At 67.6% G+C, this 16,130-nt stretch carries 14 protein-coding genes and 1 pseudogene; 9 read left to right on the top strand and 6 right to left on the bottom strand.

Annotation, left to right across the window (positions count from 1 at the left end; translation table 11 throughout):
- Positions 1–122: 122 nt before the first annotated feature.
- Together K4043_RS08550 and rsgA are read right to left on the bottom strand one after the other, a co-directional pair.
- Positions 123–1,376, bottom strand: a complete 1,254-nt coding sequence (locus tag K4043_RS08550; RefSeq protein ID WP_265308969.1) for a flavohemoglobin expression-modulating QEGLA motif protein — start codon at positions 1,374–1,376, stop codon at positions 123–125.
- Between the two features lie 19 nt (positions 1,377–1,395).
- A complete protein-coding gene (gene rsgA / locus K4043_RS08545; RefSeq protein ID WP_265308967.1) occupies positions 1,396–2,502 on the bottom strand; it encodes a ribosome small subunit-dependent GTPase A in 1,107 nt (368 codons plus the stop codon).
- A gap of 174 nt (positions 2,503–2,676) precedes the next feature.
- Here rsgA and K4043_RS08540 point away from each other — a divergent pair, with 174 nt between their 5' ends.
- From K4043_RS08540 to K4043_RS08520, 5 genes are all read left to right on the top strand, one after another.
- Positions 2,677–3,951, top strand: coding sequence for a pyridoxal phosphate-dependent aminotransferase (locus K4043_RS08540; protein ID WP_265308966.1), 1,275 nt, complete (start codon positions 2,677–2,679; stop codon positions 3,949–3,951).
- Positions 3,951–4,571 carry a GDSL-type esterase/lipase family protein gene (locus tag K4043_RS08535; protein ID WP_265308964.1) on the top strand — a complete coding sequence of 207 codons (621 nt, stop codon included), beginning with the start codon at positions 3,951–3,953 and terminating at the stop codon, positions 4,569–4,571. Before K4043_RS08540 ends, K4043_RS08535 begins: the two co-directional genes overlap by 1 nt.
- 17 nt (positions 4,572–4,588) lie before the next feature.
- Positions 4,589–5,272 (top strand): class I SAM-dependent methyltransferase, encoded by a 684-nt coding sequence (locus tag K4043_RS08530; RefSeq protein ID WP_265309317.1) that lies wholly within the window; start codon positions 4,589–4,591, stop codon positions 5,270–5,272.
- Positions 5,273–5,339: 67 nt separating this feature from the next.
- Positions 5,340–5,705, top strand: coding sequence for a hypothetical protein (locus K4043_RS08525; RefSeq protein WP_265308963.1), 366 nt, complete (start codon positions 5,340–5,342; stop codon positions 5,703–5,705).
- A gap of 33 nt (positions 5,706–5,738) precedes the next feature.
- Positions 5,739–6,071: a hypothetical protein gene (locus K4043_RS08520; RefSeq protein ID WP_123730220.1), complete on the top strand. Its 333-nt coding sequence runs from the start codon at positions 5,739–5,741 to the stop codon at positions 6,069–6,071.
- A 32-nt stretch (positions 6,072–6,103) separates the two neighbouring features.
- Here the strand turns inward: K4043_RS08520 and K4043_RS08515 are convergent, their stop codons facing one another.
- Entirely contained in the window at positions 6,104–6,880 is a 777-nt protein-coding gene (locus K4043_RS08515) for a polysaccharide deacetylase family protein (protein WP_265308962.1), read from the bottom strand.
- Positions 6,881–6,938: 58 nt separating this feature from the next.
- Between K4043_RS08515 and grxD the strand changes: the two genes are divergently transcribed.
- Positions 6,939–7,865 (top strand): Grx4 family monothiol glutaredoxin, encoded by a 927-nt coding sequence (gene grxD, locus K4043_RS08510; protein WP_121039705.1) that lies wholly within the window; start codon positions 6,939–6,941, stop codon positions 7,863–7,865.
- A gap of 83 nt (positions 7,866–7,948) precedes the next feature.
- Here grxD and K4043_RS08505 read toward each other — a convergent pair whose 3' ends face one another.
- The 3 genes and pseudogenes from K4043_RS08505 to K4043_RS08495 form a co-directional block, all read right to left on the bottom strand.
- On the bottom strand, positions 7,949–8,488 hold the full coding sequence (locus K4043_RS08505; RefSeq protein WP_265308960.1) for a DUF924 family protein: 540 nt from the start codon (positions 8,486–8,488) through the stop codon (positions 7,949–7,951).
- Positions 8,489–8,538: 50 nt separating this feature from the next.
- Positions 8,539–8,757 (bottom strand): annotated as a pseudogene (locus tag K4043_RS08500) (AMP nucleosidase); the annotation flags it as partial.
- 90 nt (positions 8,758–8,847) lie between these two features.
- Positions 8,848–12,444 carry an autotransporter serine protease gene (locus tag K4043_RS08495; protein ID WP_265308959.1) on the bottom strand — a complete coding sequence of 1,199 codons (3,597 nt, stop codon included), beginning with the start codon at positions 12,442–12,444 and terminating at the stop codon, positions 8,848–8,850.
- 254 nt (positions 12,445–12,698) lie between these two features.
- Between K4043_RS08495 and K4043_RS08490 the strand changes: the two genes are divergently transcribed.
- The 3 genes from K4043_RS08490 (at position 12,699) to K4043_RS08480 (ending at position 16,088) form a co-directional block, all read left to right on the top strand.
- Positions 12,699–14,105 (top strand): amidohydrolase, encoded by a 1,407-nt coding sequence (locus tag K4043_RS08490; protein WP_265308958.1) that lies wholly within the window; start codon positions 12,699–12,701, stop codon positions 14,103–14,105.
- Entirely contained in the window at positions 14,102–15,382 is a 1,281-nt protein-coding gene (locus K4043_RS08485) for an amidohydrolase family protein (RefSeq protein WP_265308957.1), read from the top strand. Before K4043_RS08490 ends, K4043_RS08485 begins: the two co-directional genes overlap by 4 nt.
- 73 nt (positions 15,383–15,455) lie before the next feature.
- Positions 15,456–16,088: a DsbA family protein gene (locus K4043_RS08480; protein ID WP_265309316.1), complete on the top strand. Its 633-nt coding sequence runs from the start codon at positions 15,456–15,458 to the stop codon at positions 16,086–16,088.
- Positions 16,089–16,130: the final 42 nt, after the last annotated feature.

The raw sequence follows: 16,130 nt of genomic DNA, 5'->3' as shown, positions 1-16,130 counted from the left end.
ATGCGAGCGGAACATGAAAGGATGTTTACGGTTCAGCGCATCACAGATGAATTGCGATGCAGTGCTCATTGACGCATGGGAGCGCGCGGAGGGAGCGCGAGGCAGCCGGCCAGCGGCCGGCACTACTCGGGGGCGAGCTGATCCATGCGGATGCGGTTGGCGAACAGCGAGAACGCGAGCATGCCGGCCAATCCGTTCGCGCGGCTGACCCAATGCGGCAGCCAGCGCGGTGGGCGCAGGATGCCTTCTTCGAACAAGGGGGCGAAGGCGATCGCGTCGGTCAGCGACATCTTGCCGGCGAACAACCAGCGGCAGACCTGCAGGCGGTCTTCGGCGAGCATGTGGCGGAAGAAGGTGTGCACCGAGACCAGCCCGCGCAGATACACCGTGTCCTTGGTGAAGGCCGCGCCACCGCTCGGGGGCACACCGCGGAACACGCGCTGGGCGGAGGCGAAGCTCTCTTCGTTGTTCTGGCCGGCCGCGCAGAAGTAGCGGAACACCTGGATGAAATCGGCCCCTTCGCGCGCCATGGCGATGGCTTCGGTGCGCAGGCTGATGCGCTTGAGGCGCTCGATGTCGATGCTGCCGGTGATCTGCTCGGCAAAGGTCGCCAGCCCTTCCTGGGTGGCGGTGACCCGCGGCGAGGACAGCGCCAGGCTGGGCAGGTGCGGCTGCTCGCGGCCGTTGAGCGCGGTCAGCGAATGCACCAGCGCCTCGTGGTGGAACAACTGCGCACGGTCGTAGGCGCTGAAACGCGCACTGGTGCGCAGACGGATCCGGTTCGGGCCGGCGGCGGCCTTGGAAATCAGGTCGGGATCCAGCTGGACGCTGATGATCCGCGATTCGAAGAACGCATCCAGATCACTCTGCAGCTGCAGTTGCAGCGCAGTGGCCGAGACCGGCACCTGTTCTTCCGGCGCGAGCAGCTCATGGTCCAGCTCCTGCGCGATCTGGATGAAATGGCGGGCGGCATCGCGGGTGCTGGGGCCATTGCCGGGCAGCGGCTGCTCGGGCGCGCCGAACAGTTCCACCGAGTAACGGTCCACCTCGACGGTGCCCAGCGACTCGAGCAGGCCGGCGGCCTGGTCCCAGCTGTGCGCCGAGCGCTGCACGTACAGGCCGATGGGATGGTCGGGATCGCATTGCGCGCTGATCGCAGCCAGCCGGTGGCGGGTATCGGCGAAATCAAGTCTGGGATAGTCGACCTGCGGCAGCACTGGCTGACCGCGGGCGACGCTGGCCAGGAACGGTGCCTGCAGCGCGGCCGGCCAGCTGGTCAGCCCAAGCAGTTTGATCCCGCCTACCGCCTCGACCAGTTGGGCATCGAGCGCGGTGTGGTGGGCGACGTCACGATCCACGGTCATTGGCGTGTCCATGGACGGACAGTAGCAAAAGCTATCGCCGGCCGCCCTTTCCGCCCGGGCGCCACTGCGCGCCCTTGCCGACGTGCTTGCGCTCGATGGCCTGCTGCGCCTGGCGCACGGCGAGCTTGGCCGCGGCGGCAGCCACTTCTTCTTTCAGCTTGAAGTAGTTGAGCAGGCGCTCTTCATCCAGCGTGCCGTCATCGATGGCCGCGCGGATCGCACAGCCCGGCTCACGCTGGTGGGCGCAGTCGCGGAAACGGCATTGCGCCGACAGCGCCTCTACATCGGAGAAACCGCCTTCGCTCAGCGCCTCTTCACCGGTCGGCTTGAGCTCGCGCATACCCGGCGTATCGATCAGGCAGGCCCCGGCCGGCAAAGGAATAAGCGCGCGGTGGGTGGTGGTGTGGCGGCCGCGCGAGTCGTTGACGCGCACATCGGCGGTCTTCATGCGCTCGTGCCCGAGAAGCGTATTGGTCAGGGTCGACTTGCCCGCACCGGAGGAGCCGACCAGTACCACGGTCTGGCCAGCGGCGAGCCACGGCAACAGGGCCGAGGCGCTGGCCGGGTCCTTGCCATTGATCGCCAGCAGCGGAATGTTCTGCGCCGCCAGTTCTTCCAGCACGTCCAGGGCATCCTGGCTGTATTCAGTCTGGTCGGCCTTGGTCAGCACCACCACCGGCTGCGCACCGCCCCCGCCGACCAGCAGCAGGTAGCGCTCGATCCGGCGCGGATTGAAGTCCGCATCCAGCCCGCAGACGATGAACACCGTATCGATGTTGGCCGCGATCACCTGCTGGTGGTAATGCTCGCCGGCCGCGCCGCGCTTGATCGCGGTGCGCCGGGGCAGCAGGGCAACGATCTTGATGCCCTCCAGCAGCACCCAGTCGCCGACCGCCGCGCGCTCGTGGCTGGGGAAGCGTGGGCGCTGCCATTCCGGCGGGGATTCGGTCTTGATTGCCGCTTCCGGCGCATCGGAGACGATGTACCCGGTGCGATGCTGCTCGATCACCCGGCCCGGGCGCGCCTGCGGGAACTGCTCGAACAGGGCCTGCCAGTCCGGCAGCTCCGGGCCGCCCGGCCAGGGCCAGCCAATGGTCTGCAGGGCAAGGTAATCAGTGGGTTCGCTCATCGTGCCCATTCTAATGGGTGTGGCGACCAGGCGTCGGCGCGGGGGACCGCGCAGGCGTGGACGGACGGAAATCCTTTCATCTGCAACTGCCTTGCAGGGCCGGGCGTTGGGCCGGAAACGCTTGCCCTGCAACGCAACAATTCCGCTACCATGCGGTTTCCATGCCTGAATGACGGCCCGTTCATGTCCACGCCCCCGCTGAAGCCGCTCGCCACCCGCGAGCGCCTGTCCGAAGTCCGCTACGAGATCCGGGGCGAACTGGCGCGACGAGCGCGGGAGCTGGAGGCCCAGGGCCGCAAGCTGATCAAGCTCAACATCGGCAACCCGGGCAACTTCGGGTTCCGCGCGCCGGAGCACCTGCAGCGTGCGATCGCCGATGACATGGGCCGCACTGATCCGTACACCCACCAGCAGGGCCTGCCGGAGGCGCGCGAAGCCATCGCCGCCGCCTACGCCCGTCGCGGCGCACCCGATGCGCACCCGGACCGGGTGTTCATCGGCAATGGCGTCAGCGAGCTGATCGACCTGTCGCTGCGCGCCCTGCTCAATCCGGGCGACGAAGTGCTGGTGCCCTCGCCGGATTACCCGCTGTGGTCGGCCGCGACCATCCTCAACGATGGCCGCCCGGTGTATTACCGCTGCGCACCGGAGAACGGCTTCCAGCCAGACCCGGTCGAGATCGAGGCGCTGGTGTCCTCGCGCACCCGCGCGATCGTGCTGATCAACCCGAACAACCCCAGCGGCGCCAGCTACTCGCGCGAGCTGCTGGAGCGCATCGTCGCCATCGCGGCCAAGCACCACCTGCTGCTGATGGTCGATGAGATCTACGACCAGATCCTCTACGACGACGCGCAGTTCCATGCGGTCGCGCCACTGGCCGGCGAGCATCCGTGCATCACCTTCAGCGGCTTGAGCAAGGTGCATCGCGCCTGCGGCTGGCGCGTGGGCTGGGCGATGCTGTCCGGCGCGGGCGAGCGGCTGGGTGAGTTCCGTGCGGCGATGGACCTGCTCAGCGCGCTGCGCCTGTGCGCCAACGTGCCGGGCCAGTACGCCATCGATGCGGCGGTCAACGGGCCGGACACCATCTCGCCGCTGTGCGCACCCGGTGGCCGTCTGTATGAAACCCGCCGCGCGGTGATCGAGGCCTGCAACGCCAGCGAGCATCTGTCGCTGGTGGCCCCGGCCGGCGCGCTGTACGCATTCCCGGCGGTGGTCGGTGCGGCGGCACGCAGCTTCGACGACCATGATTTCGCGCTGGAACTGATGAACGAAGAAGGCGTGCTGGTGGTCCCGGGCTCGAGCTTCAACGTGCCTTATCGCCACCACTTCCGCGTGACCCTGCTGCCCGAGCCGGAGGTGATGCGCGATGTGTTCGCGCGCATCGACCGCGCCCTGGCACGCCGTGCCGAGGCCAACACCAAGGTGGTGCCGCTCAAGCCGCGCAGCGCGGTGGCCTGATGGGCCTGCCGTACCTGGCGCTGGGCGATTCCTACACGATCGGCGAAGGCGTCGAGCCGGCCGGGCGCTGGCCGATGCAGTTGGCCGCGGCGCTGCGCGACATCGGCGTTGCGGTGGACGACCCGACGATCATCGCCACCACCGGCTGGACCACCGACGAGCTTGAGGCCGGCATCGACGCCGACGCACCTCAGGGGCCGTTCGAGTGTGTCAGCCTGCTGATCGGGGTCAACGATCAATACCGTGGGCGCAGCGTGGACGAGTACCGCCCGCGCTTCACCGCCCTGCTGCAGCGGGCGCTTGCCTTCGCGGGCGACCGTGCACCGCGCGTGCTGGTTCTTTCGATCCCGGACTGGGGCGTGACTCCCTATGCCGTGGCATCCGGCCGCGACCGTGTGCGGATCGGGCAGGAACTGGATGCCTACAACGCTGCTGCTGCGGCGATCTGCGCCGAACATGACGTGGCCTTCGTCGACATCACCGACCTGAGCCGCCAACTGGGCGGCGAGAGCGTCATGCTGGCCGAGGATGGTCTGCATCCGTCCGCCACGATGTACACGCTGTGGCATCAGCGCGCGTTTGAAGTGACGCGCGTGCTGTGGGCGGAGCCGACCCGCTGAGCGAGGCCACGCTGCCGCTGGCCAGAGAGCAGGCCCGCCGGATCGCATCGGCGTTCCTGCCGACGCAGCGCTTCGGCAATCGCCGCGATTATTACTACAGCCGCGGCAAGCTCGGCAGTGATCCGCTGTATCCCGGCGTGCTCGCCGCGTTGAACGACGCGCCCGCGGCACCGTTGCTGGATATCGGCTGCGGCCTGGGGCTGCTGGCCCACGTGCTGCGCCAGCAGGGCAGCACACTTGCGTATCACGGTGTGGACATCGACGCTGGCAAGGTCGCCCGTGCCGAGCAGGCCAGCTCGCGTGCCGCGCTGCCACAGGCCACCTTCACCTGCGTAGATGCCAGTGCCGCGCTGCCCGCCCACCACGGCAACGTCACGTTGCTCGACGTGCTGCAGTACCTGCCCGCGCCCGCGCAGACGCAACTGCTGCTCGACGCCGCCGCGCGCGTGGCCCCCGGGGCGCGGCTGATGATCCGCACCACGTTGGCTGACCATAGTGGCCGCGACCGCACCACGCGGATCACCGACATGCTCGCGCATCTGGTGGGCTGGATGGGCACGCGCCCACGCCATTATCCCGACGCCGAGAGCGTGCGCGCTCCGTTGGAAACCGCCGGGCTGCACCTGCGGATGACACCGCTGTATGGCAATACGCCGTTCAACAATTGGTTGATCGTCGGCGATCGTCCGCTCGCTGCGTAGTCGCCGTGGCTCGCGCCGCCGACCGCACGCGCGCATACTCGCCCCCCTTTCCGGCACGGAGCCGCCCATGCAAAGACAGACTCGACATTCCGCGCTGGGCATCGCTGCGCTGGTCGTCAGTGCCTGCGGCCTGCTGTTGCTGGTCCTCAGCATGCATTACGCGCATGCGCCCGAACACGCGGCCATGCGCGAACTGCCGTGGTCGCTGGCGGCGCTGCTCGGCAGCAGTATCGGACTGGCCATTCTGGCGGCGCTGCTCGGTCTGGGCAGCGTTCTGCAGCCGCGCCGCCGCAGGCTGTTCGGGATCATCGCGCTGCTGGCGACACTGGGGCTGGTGATCGCCCAGCTGTCGCTGGGCGGCTGGATCCGCGACCAATGGCGGACATCGCATCCGCCGAGCGATGTTGCAGGCGCACTGCCTGCGGCACACTGAGTCACTCTTTCACCGCATCGACAAGGAACCCGGATGCACACCCCGCATTCTCCCCATTCCGGCATGGGTATTGCCTCGTTCATCACTGCCGTGGGCGGCGCACTGCTGATGCTGGGGCTGATCGTACTGGCCGGCGTCATCGAGACCACCACGCCCGGCGGCATGGAGGAGACCTCGATGTCGGCGATCCTGGTCGGCCTCGGTCTGATGTGCACCGCACTGATGCAGCTGGTGGCCTTCGGCCTGGGCGTCGCCGGTGCATTTCAGGCAGACCGCCGCCGCGTGTTCGCGATCCTCGGCCTGGTGATCTCGATCGGCAGCATGCTCGGGGTGGTGCTGCTGATGATCATCGGCTCCCTGAGCTGATCCCCGCACTCCCGCCGGCGTAGGCCTCGGCCTCAGTCCGGCAGCCCGGCGTGCAGGCCACGGGCCTGCACCGCCTGCAGGATGGCCTCGATGATCACCAGGTTGTGGCCATGTGCAGCGCCCTCATGCAGCAGCACGATGCTGCCCGGCGCCAGATCACGCGTGATCCGCTCGACCACCTGCCCGGGCGTGCAATCCACCCCGTCGAAACCCCGCGCGCTCCAGCCGACCCGGGTCAGCTGCCACTGCTTCAACACAGGGGCCACGAACGGATTGGTCATCCCGACCACCGAGCGGTACCAGCGCGGTGGCGTGCCGGCGATCGCGGTGAGGGCCTGCTGGCACTGCGTGATCTCCGCCGCCATGGCCTGTCGCCCCAGCCGCCAGAACCGCGTCTGCGGGTGGCGGTGGCTGTGGTTGCCCAGGCTGTGCCCCCGGGCCAGCATCGCGCGGACCAGGTCCGGCTGCGCCTGCGCGCGCTCGCCGACCAGGAAGAAGGTCGCCTTGGCCTCATAGCGGTCCAGCAGATCGAGCACCGCCGGGGTTTCCGCCGACGGGCCATCATCGATGGTCAGCCAGACCTGGCGGGCGTCGCCGGGCAGGCGGCTGAGCACTGGGGCATAAAAGCGGCTGTTGGGGAGGAATACCGGCACCATGAACAGGGCATGCGTGGCCACCATCACTGGCAGGCCGTAGCGCCAGCCCCAAGCCACCCAGACCCCTACCACCAGCGCCTGTGACAGCACGAGCCACGGCACCCAGCGCCAAGGGCGCCGGGGAATGCGATGCAACGTTTCCGGTACGGTCATGCCCCATGATGCCATGCCGCGTAGAATAGGCGGTTCGCATATCCGGACCCCGACCGTCATGTCCCTTGATCCCGCCCTGCGCTCGCGCATCGAATCCATTCTCAACGCCAACCGCGTCGTGCTGTTCATGAAGGGTCAGCCGAGCATGCCGCAGTGCGGTTTCTCGGCCAAGGCCGTCGGCGCCCTGCAGGACCTGGGCGTGGAGTTCGACCACGTCAACGTGCTGGCCGACGCGGACATCCGCGAAGGCATCAAAGCCTATGGCGAGTGGCCGACCATCCCGCAGCTGTACATCGACGGCGAGCTGATCGGTGGCAGCGACATCATCCTGCAGATGGCCGGCAACGGTGAGCTGAGCAGCGTGCTCGGCCTGGCCGCACCGGACCGCACCCCGCCGCGCATCACCGTGACCCCGGCCGCCGTGGAAATGCTGCGTGGCGCGCTCGCCGACTCCCCGGGTGCCTCACTGCAGCTGGGCATCGACGCGCGCTTCCAGCCGAACTTCCAGCTGGCCCCGCACGACGACAACGCGATCGCCGCCGAATCCAACGGCCTGCGCGTGCAGTTCGATCTGGCCAGCGCGCGACGCGCCGAAGGCATCACCATCGACTGGGTCGACGACATCCGTGGCAAGGGCCTGGCGATCGACAACCCGAACGCGCCCAAGGCCGTGCAGGAACTGAGCGTGCGCGACGCCGACGACCAGCTCCGCGCCGGCAGCATCACCGTGGTCGACGTGCGCCCCGCCGACGAGCGTGCGATCGCGGCGATCAACGCCCCGTTCGAAACCTTCGACGGTGACAACCGCGCCCGCCTGGAAGCCCTGCCCAAGGACACCGCGCTGGCCTTCCTGTGCCACCACGGCGGCCGCAGCGCGCAGGCCGCCGAGCAGTTCCGCGCCCTGGGCTTCACCAAGGTGTCCAACATCACCGGCGGCATCGACGCGTGGTCGAACGAGGTGGACAACGGCGTGCCGAAGTACTGATCTTCAGCGCGTTGCGGGACAAGAAAAACGCCGGCATTGCCGGCGTTTTTTTGTTCGTGGTGCCGGTGGCGTCCATCCACCGGTTACCCCGCAAATCCGCCCTCGGCCAGATAATCCAGCTCTTCCGGCGTCGGCATCCGACCCAGCACCGCATTACGGTGTGGGAAGCGCCCGAAGCGACGGATGATGTCGCGGTGCAGTTCGGCGTACTGCAGGTATTCCTTGTCGCCCAGCACATCGAACATCGCCACCGAACGCTCCTGGTCCTGCGGATCCTCGGAGTGCTCGAACGGCAGGTAGATGAAGGCACGCAGCTTGGGAACCAGTTGCAGATCCAGGCCCTCCTCCACCGCGCGCATCGCGTAGTGACGCGCCAGTCCATCAGTGGCGTAGGAGTGCGCGGTATCGCGGAAGCAATTGCGCGGGAACTGGTCGAGCAGGATCATCAGCGCCAGCGCGCCCTCGGCGCTGCTCAGCCAATGCTCGCGGGCGCGGCGGGCGGCAGCGAAATGTTCTTCCTGGAACTGCTGGCGCAAGCGCGCATCGAACGCGTCATCGCGCGCGAACCACTTCTGCGGTCCAGCCTCGCGCCAGAATTCCACTACTTGTGCCGCCACGTCCATTCACTACCCCTGTAGGGGGCGCCCCAAGACGCACACCCGTTCCATTGCCGTTACTCGTCAAAGCGCAGGTGGCGGACCGACTCGCCGTTGCGCCGCATAAGCTTAAGCGCCTCGATACCGATCTGGATATGGTTCTCGACGAACTGGGCGCTGACCCCGGCATCGGAGGCCTTGGTGTTCACTCCATCGAGGATCATCGGCTGGTCGGCGACCAACAGCAAGGCCCCGATCGGATCACGGGCGTCGAAACCGGCCGCGAACGGGGTCGCCCACCGCATCCATGTGGTCATGGCCGCAAGGCCAATGCAAAGAAAAAGGCGGCCAATGGCCGCCTTTTTCCGTTTACCGGTACCGCTGGATCAGAACTGCACGGACCAGCGCGCGGTGACGCTGCGGTCGCGGGCGTCATCACCGAAGGTGCCGTTGTAGCCCAGCTCCAGCTGGTTGCGCGGGCTCAACCAGGCCGACAGGCCCAGCTCGGCAACCACCGCGTTGTCGGCGATCGCCGCACCGCTGACAGCAAAGCTGCTGCCGCCGGTCCAGGCCAGATCGGCGACCTGGCTGCGGTCACCGGAGGCACGACGGTAGCCGACGCCACCGCGGACGTGCAGCCAGCTTTCCTGCTGCCAGGACGTCTTCAGGCCCTTGTCAAAGCGCACGCCGGCGGTCGCCACGTTGGTGCTCGTGTCGGCGACCTGACCGTTCAGTGCTGCGGCGCCGCCCTGTTCGGCGAAGCCGTCCACGTCCACCTCAACGCGGGCGAACTGCACGTACGGCTCCAGACCCGCCTCGCGACCGCCGAAGCGGTACGCGCCTTCGATGAAGGCCTGGCGGGTGGTGGCGTCGTACTTGGCCGACAGCGCATCCTGATAGCCGGCGAAGGTCAGCTGACGCTTGCTGTCCACGTCATGGCGGGAATAGCCCAGACCGGCACGAAGACCGAACGCACCCCACTGATTACCGACATACGCACCGAAATGGGTGTTGTCGATTTCCGAACGGGCACCACGGCCCGCCGCCTGCTTGATGTCGGTGCGACCGGTACCGACCAGCGCGCCGACCTGCCAGCCGCCACCGAACACATGGTCGGCACCGACCAGCAGACCATTGCTGTTGGAATCGGTACGCGCGGCATTGGCATCGCCATCAAGCTTGCCGCTGCCACCGATCGCCTGCACCCATGCACCGCCGGCGGCAGCGTCATCGCCGGCAGCCGGCGAACGCACGCCCACGGCACGGCTCAGGGCCGCATCCCGCAGGTAACGGCTGCTTTCCACCAGCGCCATCGGCGTGGCGGCGTGGATTTCACCACTCAGCGCGTCCAGCGCCGCACCAACCTGGGCCGGGAACAGCTGGGTCAGCGGCTTCGGCAGACCCTGGTTGACGCCCAGGCCGTCGGCGCTGGTGGCCACAGCGATCTGGTTGGCAGTGACCGCCGCGCTGACCAGCGAGTTGCCACGCGTGACGCCGATGCTCATGCCATTGGCCGTGTAGGCCAGGCTGAACTGCAGGAACGGCGAGAACGCGGAGAAGTCGGTGGTGGCGAACTGACCGTTCACACCGCCAGCGGCCTGCAGGAAGTTGAACTGCTCACCGAGGTAGTAGACGCCCACTTCCGGCAGCGCCTTCAAGGTGCCGTCCAGCGTGGCGCGGCCGGTGACGCGCAGCACGTCGCTGCGGCTGCCCGGGGCCAGTTCGGCCTGGTAGACGCCGGTGGCAGTCTGCACGTAATCGCCGTTGATGGTCAGCGTGCCGATCGAGTTGCCCGGCGCGATGATGCCTTCAACGCGGGTGCTGCCCAGCGTGCCGACACCCTTCAGGGTGCCCTTGGCGCCGACGACGGTCGAACCGTCCTGCTGCACGCCGTTGAAGGACACGGTGCCAGCGGTGACGAACAGGTCCGAGCCGTCCAGCAGCGCACCGGCATTGACGCGGGTGGTGCCGGCCGAGGTCAGCGTGCTGTCGACCAGACGGCCGTTGAGCACGAAGCTGCCGCCGCTGCCGACGGTGGTGTCACCGTCGCGCTGCAGGCCATTGAACGTGACCGAACCGCCGGTCACATTGAGTGCCGAGCCATCGAGCACGCCGGTGTTGGAGATCACGCTGCTGCCGCCCAGGCTGTTGAGCGTGGTGGACACCAGGCTGCCGTTGAGCAGGAACTGGCCGCCCTGCACATCGACCGAGGCGGTCAGTGCATTGGCACCGTCCAGCTCCAGCACACCCTCGCGCACGATCGCGCCGTTGAAGGTGTTGTCGCCGCTCAGACGCAGCCAGCCGATACCGGACTTGGTCAGCTTGCCCGGGCCGCCGATGTCGTTGGTCCAGTCGTCCCACGCATCGCCTTCCCACACCTTCAGGCCGCCGGCCTTCTGGTTCATGACCACGTCGGTGTCGACGCGCAGCATGCCGTAGCCTTCGATCGCGCTGGCCAGGTTCATCAGGCCCCAGCCGTAGACGTCGTCCACGCCGGCGGCACCAAGATCGGTGGCGGTGGTCAGCAGCACGTCGCGGACCTGCGCGTTGCTCAGGTACGGGAAGCGTTCGAACAGCAGGCCGAGGGCACCGGTGACGTGCGGCGCCGCCATCGAGGTGCCGCTCAGGTCCCGGTAGGAATACGTCGGGACTTGGCCGTTGATTTCCAGGACCAGATTACCGCCTTCGTCGTACAGATCGGCGTCGATCTGCGAGTCGGCGCCATAGACCGTGGACGTGATGACAGACCCCGGTGCCGCCAGGCACCAGTTGGCCGCCAGTCCGCAGCGCATCGAGCTGTTGCTCAGCTCACTGTCCTGGTTGACGTTGACCACGGCCAGCCAGTACTGCTCGATATCGGCGATGGCACGCGGCAGCGAGGCATACATGCCGGCGATGGGCGCCTGCTCCGGAGAGGGATTGGGCGCGTCGGTATTGCCTGCGGCCCATACCTGGATCAAACCGCGGCTGCGAGAGCCTTCGGCCATGGCAGCCAATGCATCGGCGAACACCGGATGCGACTGGTACATGTCCAGCATGTCAGCGCTGTCCGGCTCGTTGGCCAGGCCCCAGCTGTGGTTGACCGCGCGCGTGCCCTGATCGTTGAGCTGAGCGTACAACTGCGGGTAGATCGAATCGGATGCACCGATCCCGGCGACGTTCTGCGAATCCAGGTAAAGGTTGCCACCGATGTTGACCACCGAGAGGTAGCTCACACTGTTGGAGAACAAGCGCGCCACGCTCAGATCGGCACCGAATGCCACACCATGGGTCCCGCTGCCGTCACGGTTGGCGGCGATGGTACCTGAGACATGGGTACCGTGAATCTGATAGCTGGCGCCTTCGTAGTAGCCGTTCCTGTTGAGCAGCGCCGCATACGCTGGATCAATGATCTGGTAGTCAACCGCCACCTGGTCGCCATCGCTGCTGAAGCATGCGTCTGGGCCATCCACAACGGTCGTATTGCCGCACAGGCTGCCGTCGGGCAGCACATCCGCCAGATGGATGCTGCGGTGGTCCTTGCCGGCGAACTCATCGTGGTCAAGGCCGGTACCGCTGTCGAACACGCCCAGGCGGATGCCCTTGCCCGTCAGCCCGCGCGCGTACGCAGCGTCGGCATTGATTGCTTCCAGGCCCCAATCGGCGTTGAACTCAGCACTGCGCCAGCTTTCCAGATCACCAGGCTCACCCATGACCGGGCCGTTGGAAACGGAACTGGGACGCGGGGTGGTGAGGGCTGCGTTCGGGCCAGCCGACGCTGCCGGAATGGCAAAGGTGGCGGCGAGCGAGGCGGTCTGCAGTTCACGGCCAAAGGCGGCGGACTGTTCGGCACGCTGCTGCTGGTAACGCTGCAGCACATCGCTGGTTGGGGTGGCCAGGGCCGGGACGGCAATGGCGGCCAGCAGGGTGCCGGTGATGGCCGAGGCCAACAGGGACGGCGAGAGGCGGCGGGAGGCCGCGCGGGACTTCGAATGCAGGATCATGTACGGAGAACTTCCTTGGTCTGTTTCGTGTTTTGGCATGGGGGCGAGGTGCGGACATGAAACATGCCCGCTGGACTATCGGCCGCTCCAACGCACCACTTGAGCCTAACCGAAAAAATTCATGAAAAGTTCACAATTGTTTCTTGTAAAAGCGTTAAGTCTCATTTGATAAAGCTATGCAAAAGGTCACTTGGCAAGCCGCCCCTCTCCCGGCTAGCGTCGATGGATTGTGTCCATGCGGCTCGGGGAGAACCATGCAGAAGTTGTTGAGCGTCGGCGTTGGCCTGGCGTTGATGTCGATCGTGTCCGCGCCGGCGCCCGCCGCGTCGCGCTTCCTCCAGGATCCCTACCCCAGCACCTATGCGCCGATCGCTTCTGCCCCGGTGTTGATCAGCAACGCGACGGTGCTCACCGGCACCGGCGTGCGCCTGGACAACGCCGATGTGCTGTTGCAGGGCGGCCGCATCGCGGCGGTCGGCACCGGCCTGAGCGCGCCGGCCGACGCGGTCCGCGTCGACGGCCAGGGCAAATGGGTCACCCCCGGCATCATCGATGTGCACTCGCACCTGGGCGTGTATCCGAGCCCGGGCGTGAGCGCGCACAGCGACGGCAACGAGATGACCGCCCCGGTCACCGCCAATGTCTGGGCCGAGCACTCGGTGTGGCCGCAGGATCCCGGCTTTGCCGCGGCACTGGCCGGCGGCGTGACCTCGATGCAGGTGCTGCCCGGCTCGGCCAACCTGGTCGGCGGCCGCGGGGTGACGTTGAAGAACGTGCCCGCGACGACCTACCAGGCCATGAAGTTCCCCGGCGCGCCCTGGGGTCTGAAGATGGCCTGCGGCGAGAACCCCAAGCGCGTGTACGGCGGCAAGGGCACCGCGCCGGGCACGCGCATGGGCAACGTCGCCGGCTATCGCGCGGCCTTCATCGATGCCAGCGACTACATCGCCAAGAACACCCCGAAGCAGCCGAAGAAGAAGCGCTGGTTCAGTGGCGATGACAAGGGCGACAGCGCCGGTGACAGTGGCGGCAAGCGCGATCTCAAGCTGGATACGCTGGCCGGCGCGATCCAGGGCGACATCCGCGTGCACATCCACTGCTACCGCGCCGACGAGATGGCCACGATGCTGGATCTCTCCAAGGAGTTCGGCTTCAAGATCGCCGCCTTCCATCACGCGGTGGAGGCCTACAAGCTGGCCGACCGGCTCGCCGAGGAAGGCGTGTGCGGTGCGCTGTGGGCCGACTGGTGGGGCTTCAAGATGGAGGCCTTCGATGGCATCCAGGACAACATCGCCCTGGTCGACCGGCCGGCCAACAGCTGCGCGATCGTGCATTCCGATTCCCCGGAGGGCATCCAGCGCTTGAACCAGGAAGCGGCCAAGGTGATCGCCAACGCACGCCGTGCCGGCATCGAGATCGCCCCGGAGCGCGCCATGATGTGGCTGACCTCCAACGCGGCGCGCTCGCTGGGCGTGGAGAAGCAGACCGGCAGCCTGGAGGCCGGCAAGATGGGTGACGTGGTGGTCTGGAACGGCAGCCCCTTCAGTTCCTACGCGCTGGCCGAAAAGGTCTACGTTGATGGCCATCAGGTCTATGACCGGCAGGACGTGAGGCGGCAGCCGCTGTCGGACTTCATGCTCGGCCAGGAGGCACGCCCATGAGCCGCCGCGCCTCGATGCGTCTGCTTCCGCAGGCCTTGCTGTTGATTGCCGGAGCCTGCGTGGCACCGTCGTTGTTCGCCCAGGATCTGCTGATCCGCAACGCCACGGTGCACACCGCCGCCACACGCGGCAGCCTGGCCCACAGCGATGTGCTGATCCAGGGCGGCGTGATCCGGGCCGTCGGTCCCGGCCTGTCCGCACCGGCCGGTGTAGCGGTGGTCGAGGCCGCGGGCAAGCCGCTCACCCCGGCGCTGTTCGGCGGCATCACCGATATCGGCATTGAGGAAGTCTCCGGTGAATCGGCCACGGTGGACAGCACGCTCAAGCTGGAGGACCAGCCGCTGCGCCCGGAATTCGACGTCACCCTGGCCTTCAATCCGGACTCGGTGCTGATCCCGGTCGCGCGGCTGGATGGCATCGGCTTCACCGTACTGGGCGCCAACACCGGCGGCGGCTTCATCGCCGGCCAGGGCGGGGTGATGCGGCTGGATGGCAGCGCCGACCCGGTCGGCCCGCTGGCATTGTTCATCCGTCTTGGCGCGTCCGGCGCCGAGCTGACCGGCAGCTCTCGGGCCGCGCAGTGGATGCTGCTGGAACAGATGGTCAGCGAAGCACGGGGCCGCGTCCCGGCCGACTCGCCGCATGCCCTGCTCACACCCGCCGGGCGCGCCACGCTGGCGCGTTACCTGGCCGGCCAGGGTCGGATCGTGGTGCAGGTCGACCGTGCCGCCGACATCCGCCAACTGCTGCGCTGGGCCACCCGCGAGAAGGTCAAGATCGCCATCGCCGGCGGTGCCGAGGCGTGGCGTCTGGCCCCGCAGCTGGCCCAGGCCGGCGTGCCGGTGTTCGTCGATGGGCTGGGCAATCTGCCGAGCAGCTTCGACCAGCTCGGCGCGACCCTGCAGAACGCCGCGCGCTTGAAGGCGGCCGGCGTGCAGGTCAGCTTCGCCCAGCGCGACGATGCCTCGCACAACGCACGCAAAATGCGCCAGCTCGCCGGCAATGCGGTCGCCAACGGATTGCCCTGGGATGATGGCCTGGCGGGCCTGACCCGGGTGCCGGCGCAGGCGCTGGGCGTCGGCGACCGGCTTGGCACCATCGAGCCAGGCAAGCTGGCCGATCTGGTGCTGTGGGAAGGCGATCCGCTGGATGTCGGGCACTACGCCGAGCAGGTCTGGCTGGGCGGCCGCGCGATGCCGATGCGGTCGCGCCAGACCGAGCTGCGCGACCGCTACCAGGCGCCGGCGTCGACCGAACCGCGCGCATACTCGCGCTGAGTCCCTGCACAGGGCCGCTGCCTGCGGCGGCCCTGTCATCTGCACCACTGCCGCCCTGCAACGTGAGCCCCCGATCATGGCCCTGCGCTGGTATTTCGATTTCGTCTCACCGTTCGCTTACCTGCACTGGCAGCAGCTCAAGGCCCTGCCGCAGTACAAGAGCATCATCCCGGTACCGATCGCCTTCGGCGCGGTGCTGCATCACCTGGGCAATCTGGGCCCTGCCGAGATCCCCGCCAAACGGGTGTTCACCTATCGCCAGGCGCTGTGGCAGGCCCGCAGCGCCGGGGTGACATTGCGTTTTCCACCGGGCCACCCGTTCAATCCGCTGGCCGCCCTGCGCCTGTGCCTGGCCGCCGGGGCCAGTCACGAGACGGTCGACCTCCTGTTCAACTGGATCTGGCGCGACGGCCACGCCGGTGACAGTGCGGCCGCGCTCGCCCTGCCCGGCGCGATGCTGGACATCACCGATGTTGCCGCGGCGATCAGCGAGCCGTCGGTCAAGGAAGCGCTACGCCGCAATACGGATGCCGCCCTCGCCGCCGGCGTGTTCGGCGTCCCGACGCTGGCGATCGGCAGCGAACTGTTCTGGGGCAATGACGCCCACCCGCTGATGCAGGCGGTGCTGGCCGATCCCAGCCTGCTCGAGACGGGCGAATGGGCCCGGATCAAGGACCTGCCGGTGGCGGTGGAACGCAGCCGCTGAGCCCTGGCCGGCTCCCCGGTCAGGCAAAACATCTCATTTTGA

It is taken from the genome of Stenotrophomonas sp. SRS1, from assembly GCF_026130205.1.
Lineage (GTDB): Bacteria > Pseudomonadota > Gammaproteobacteria > Xanthomonadales > Xanthomonadaceae > Stenotrophomonas > Stenotrophomonas rhizophila_B.
The sequence above is the reverse complement of the archived record's forward strand: the minus strand, read 5'-3'. Positions and strand labels throughout refer to the sequence as shown.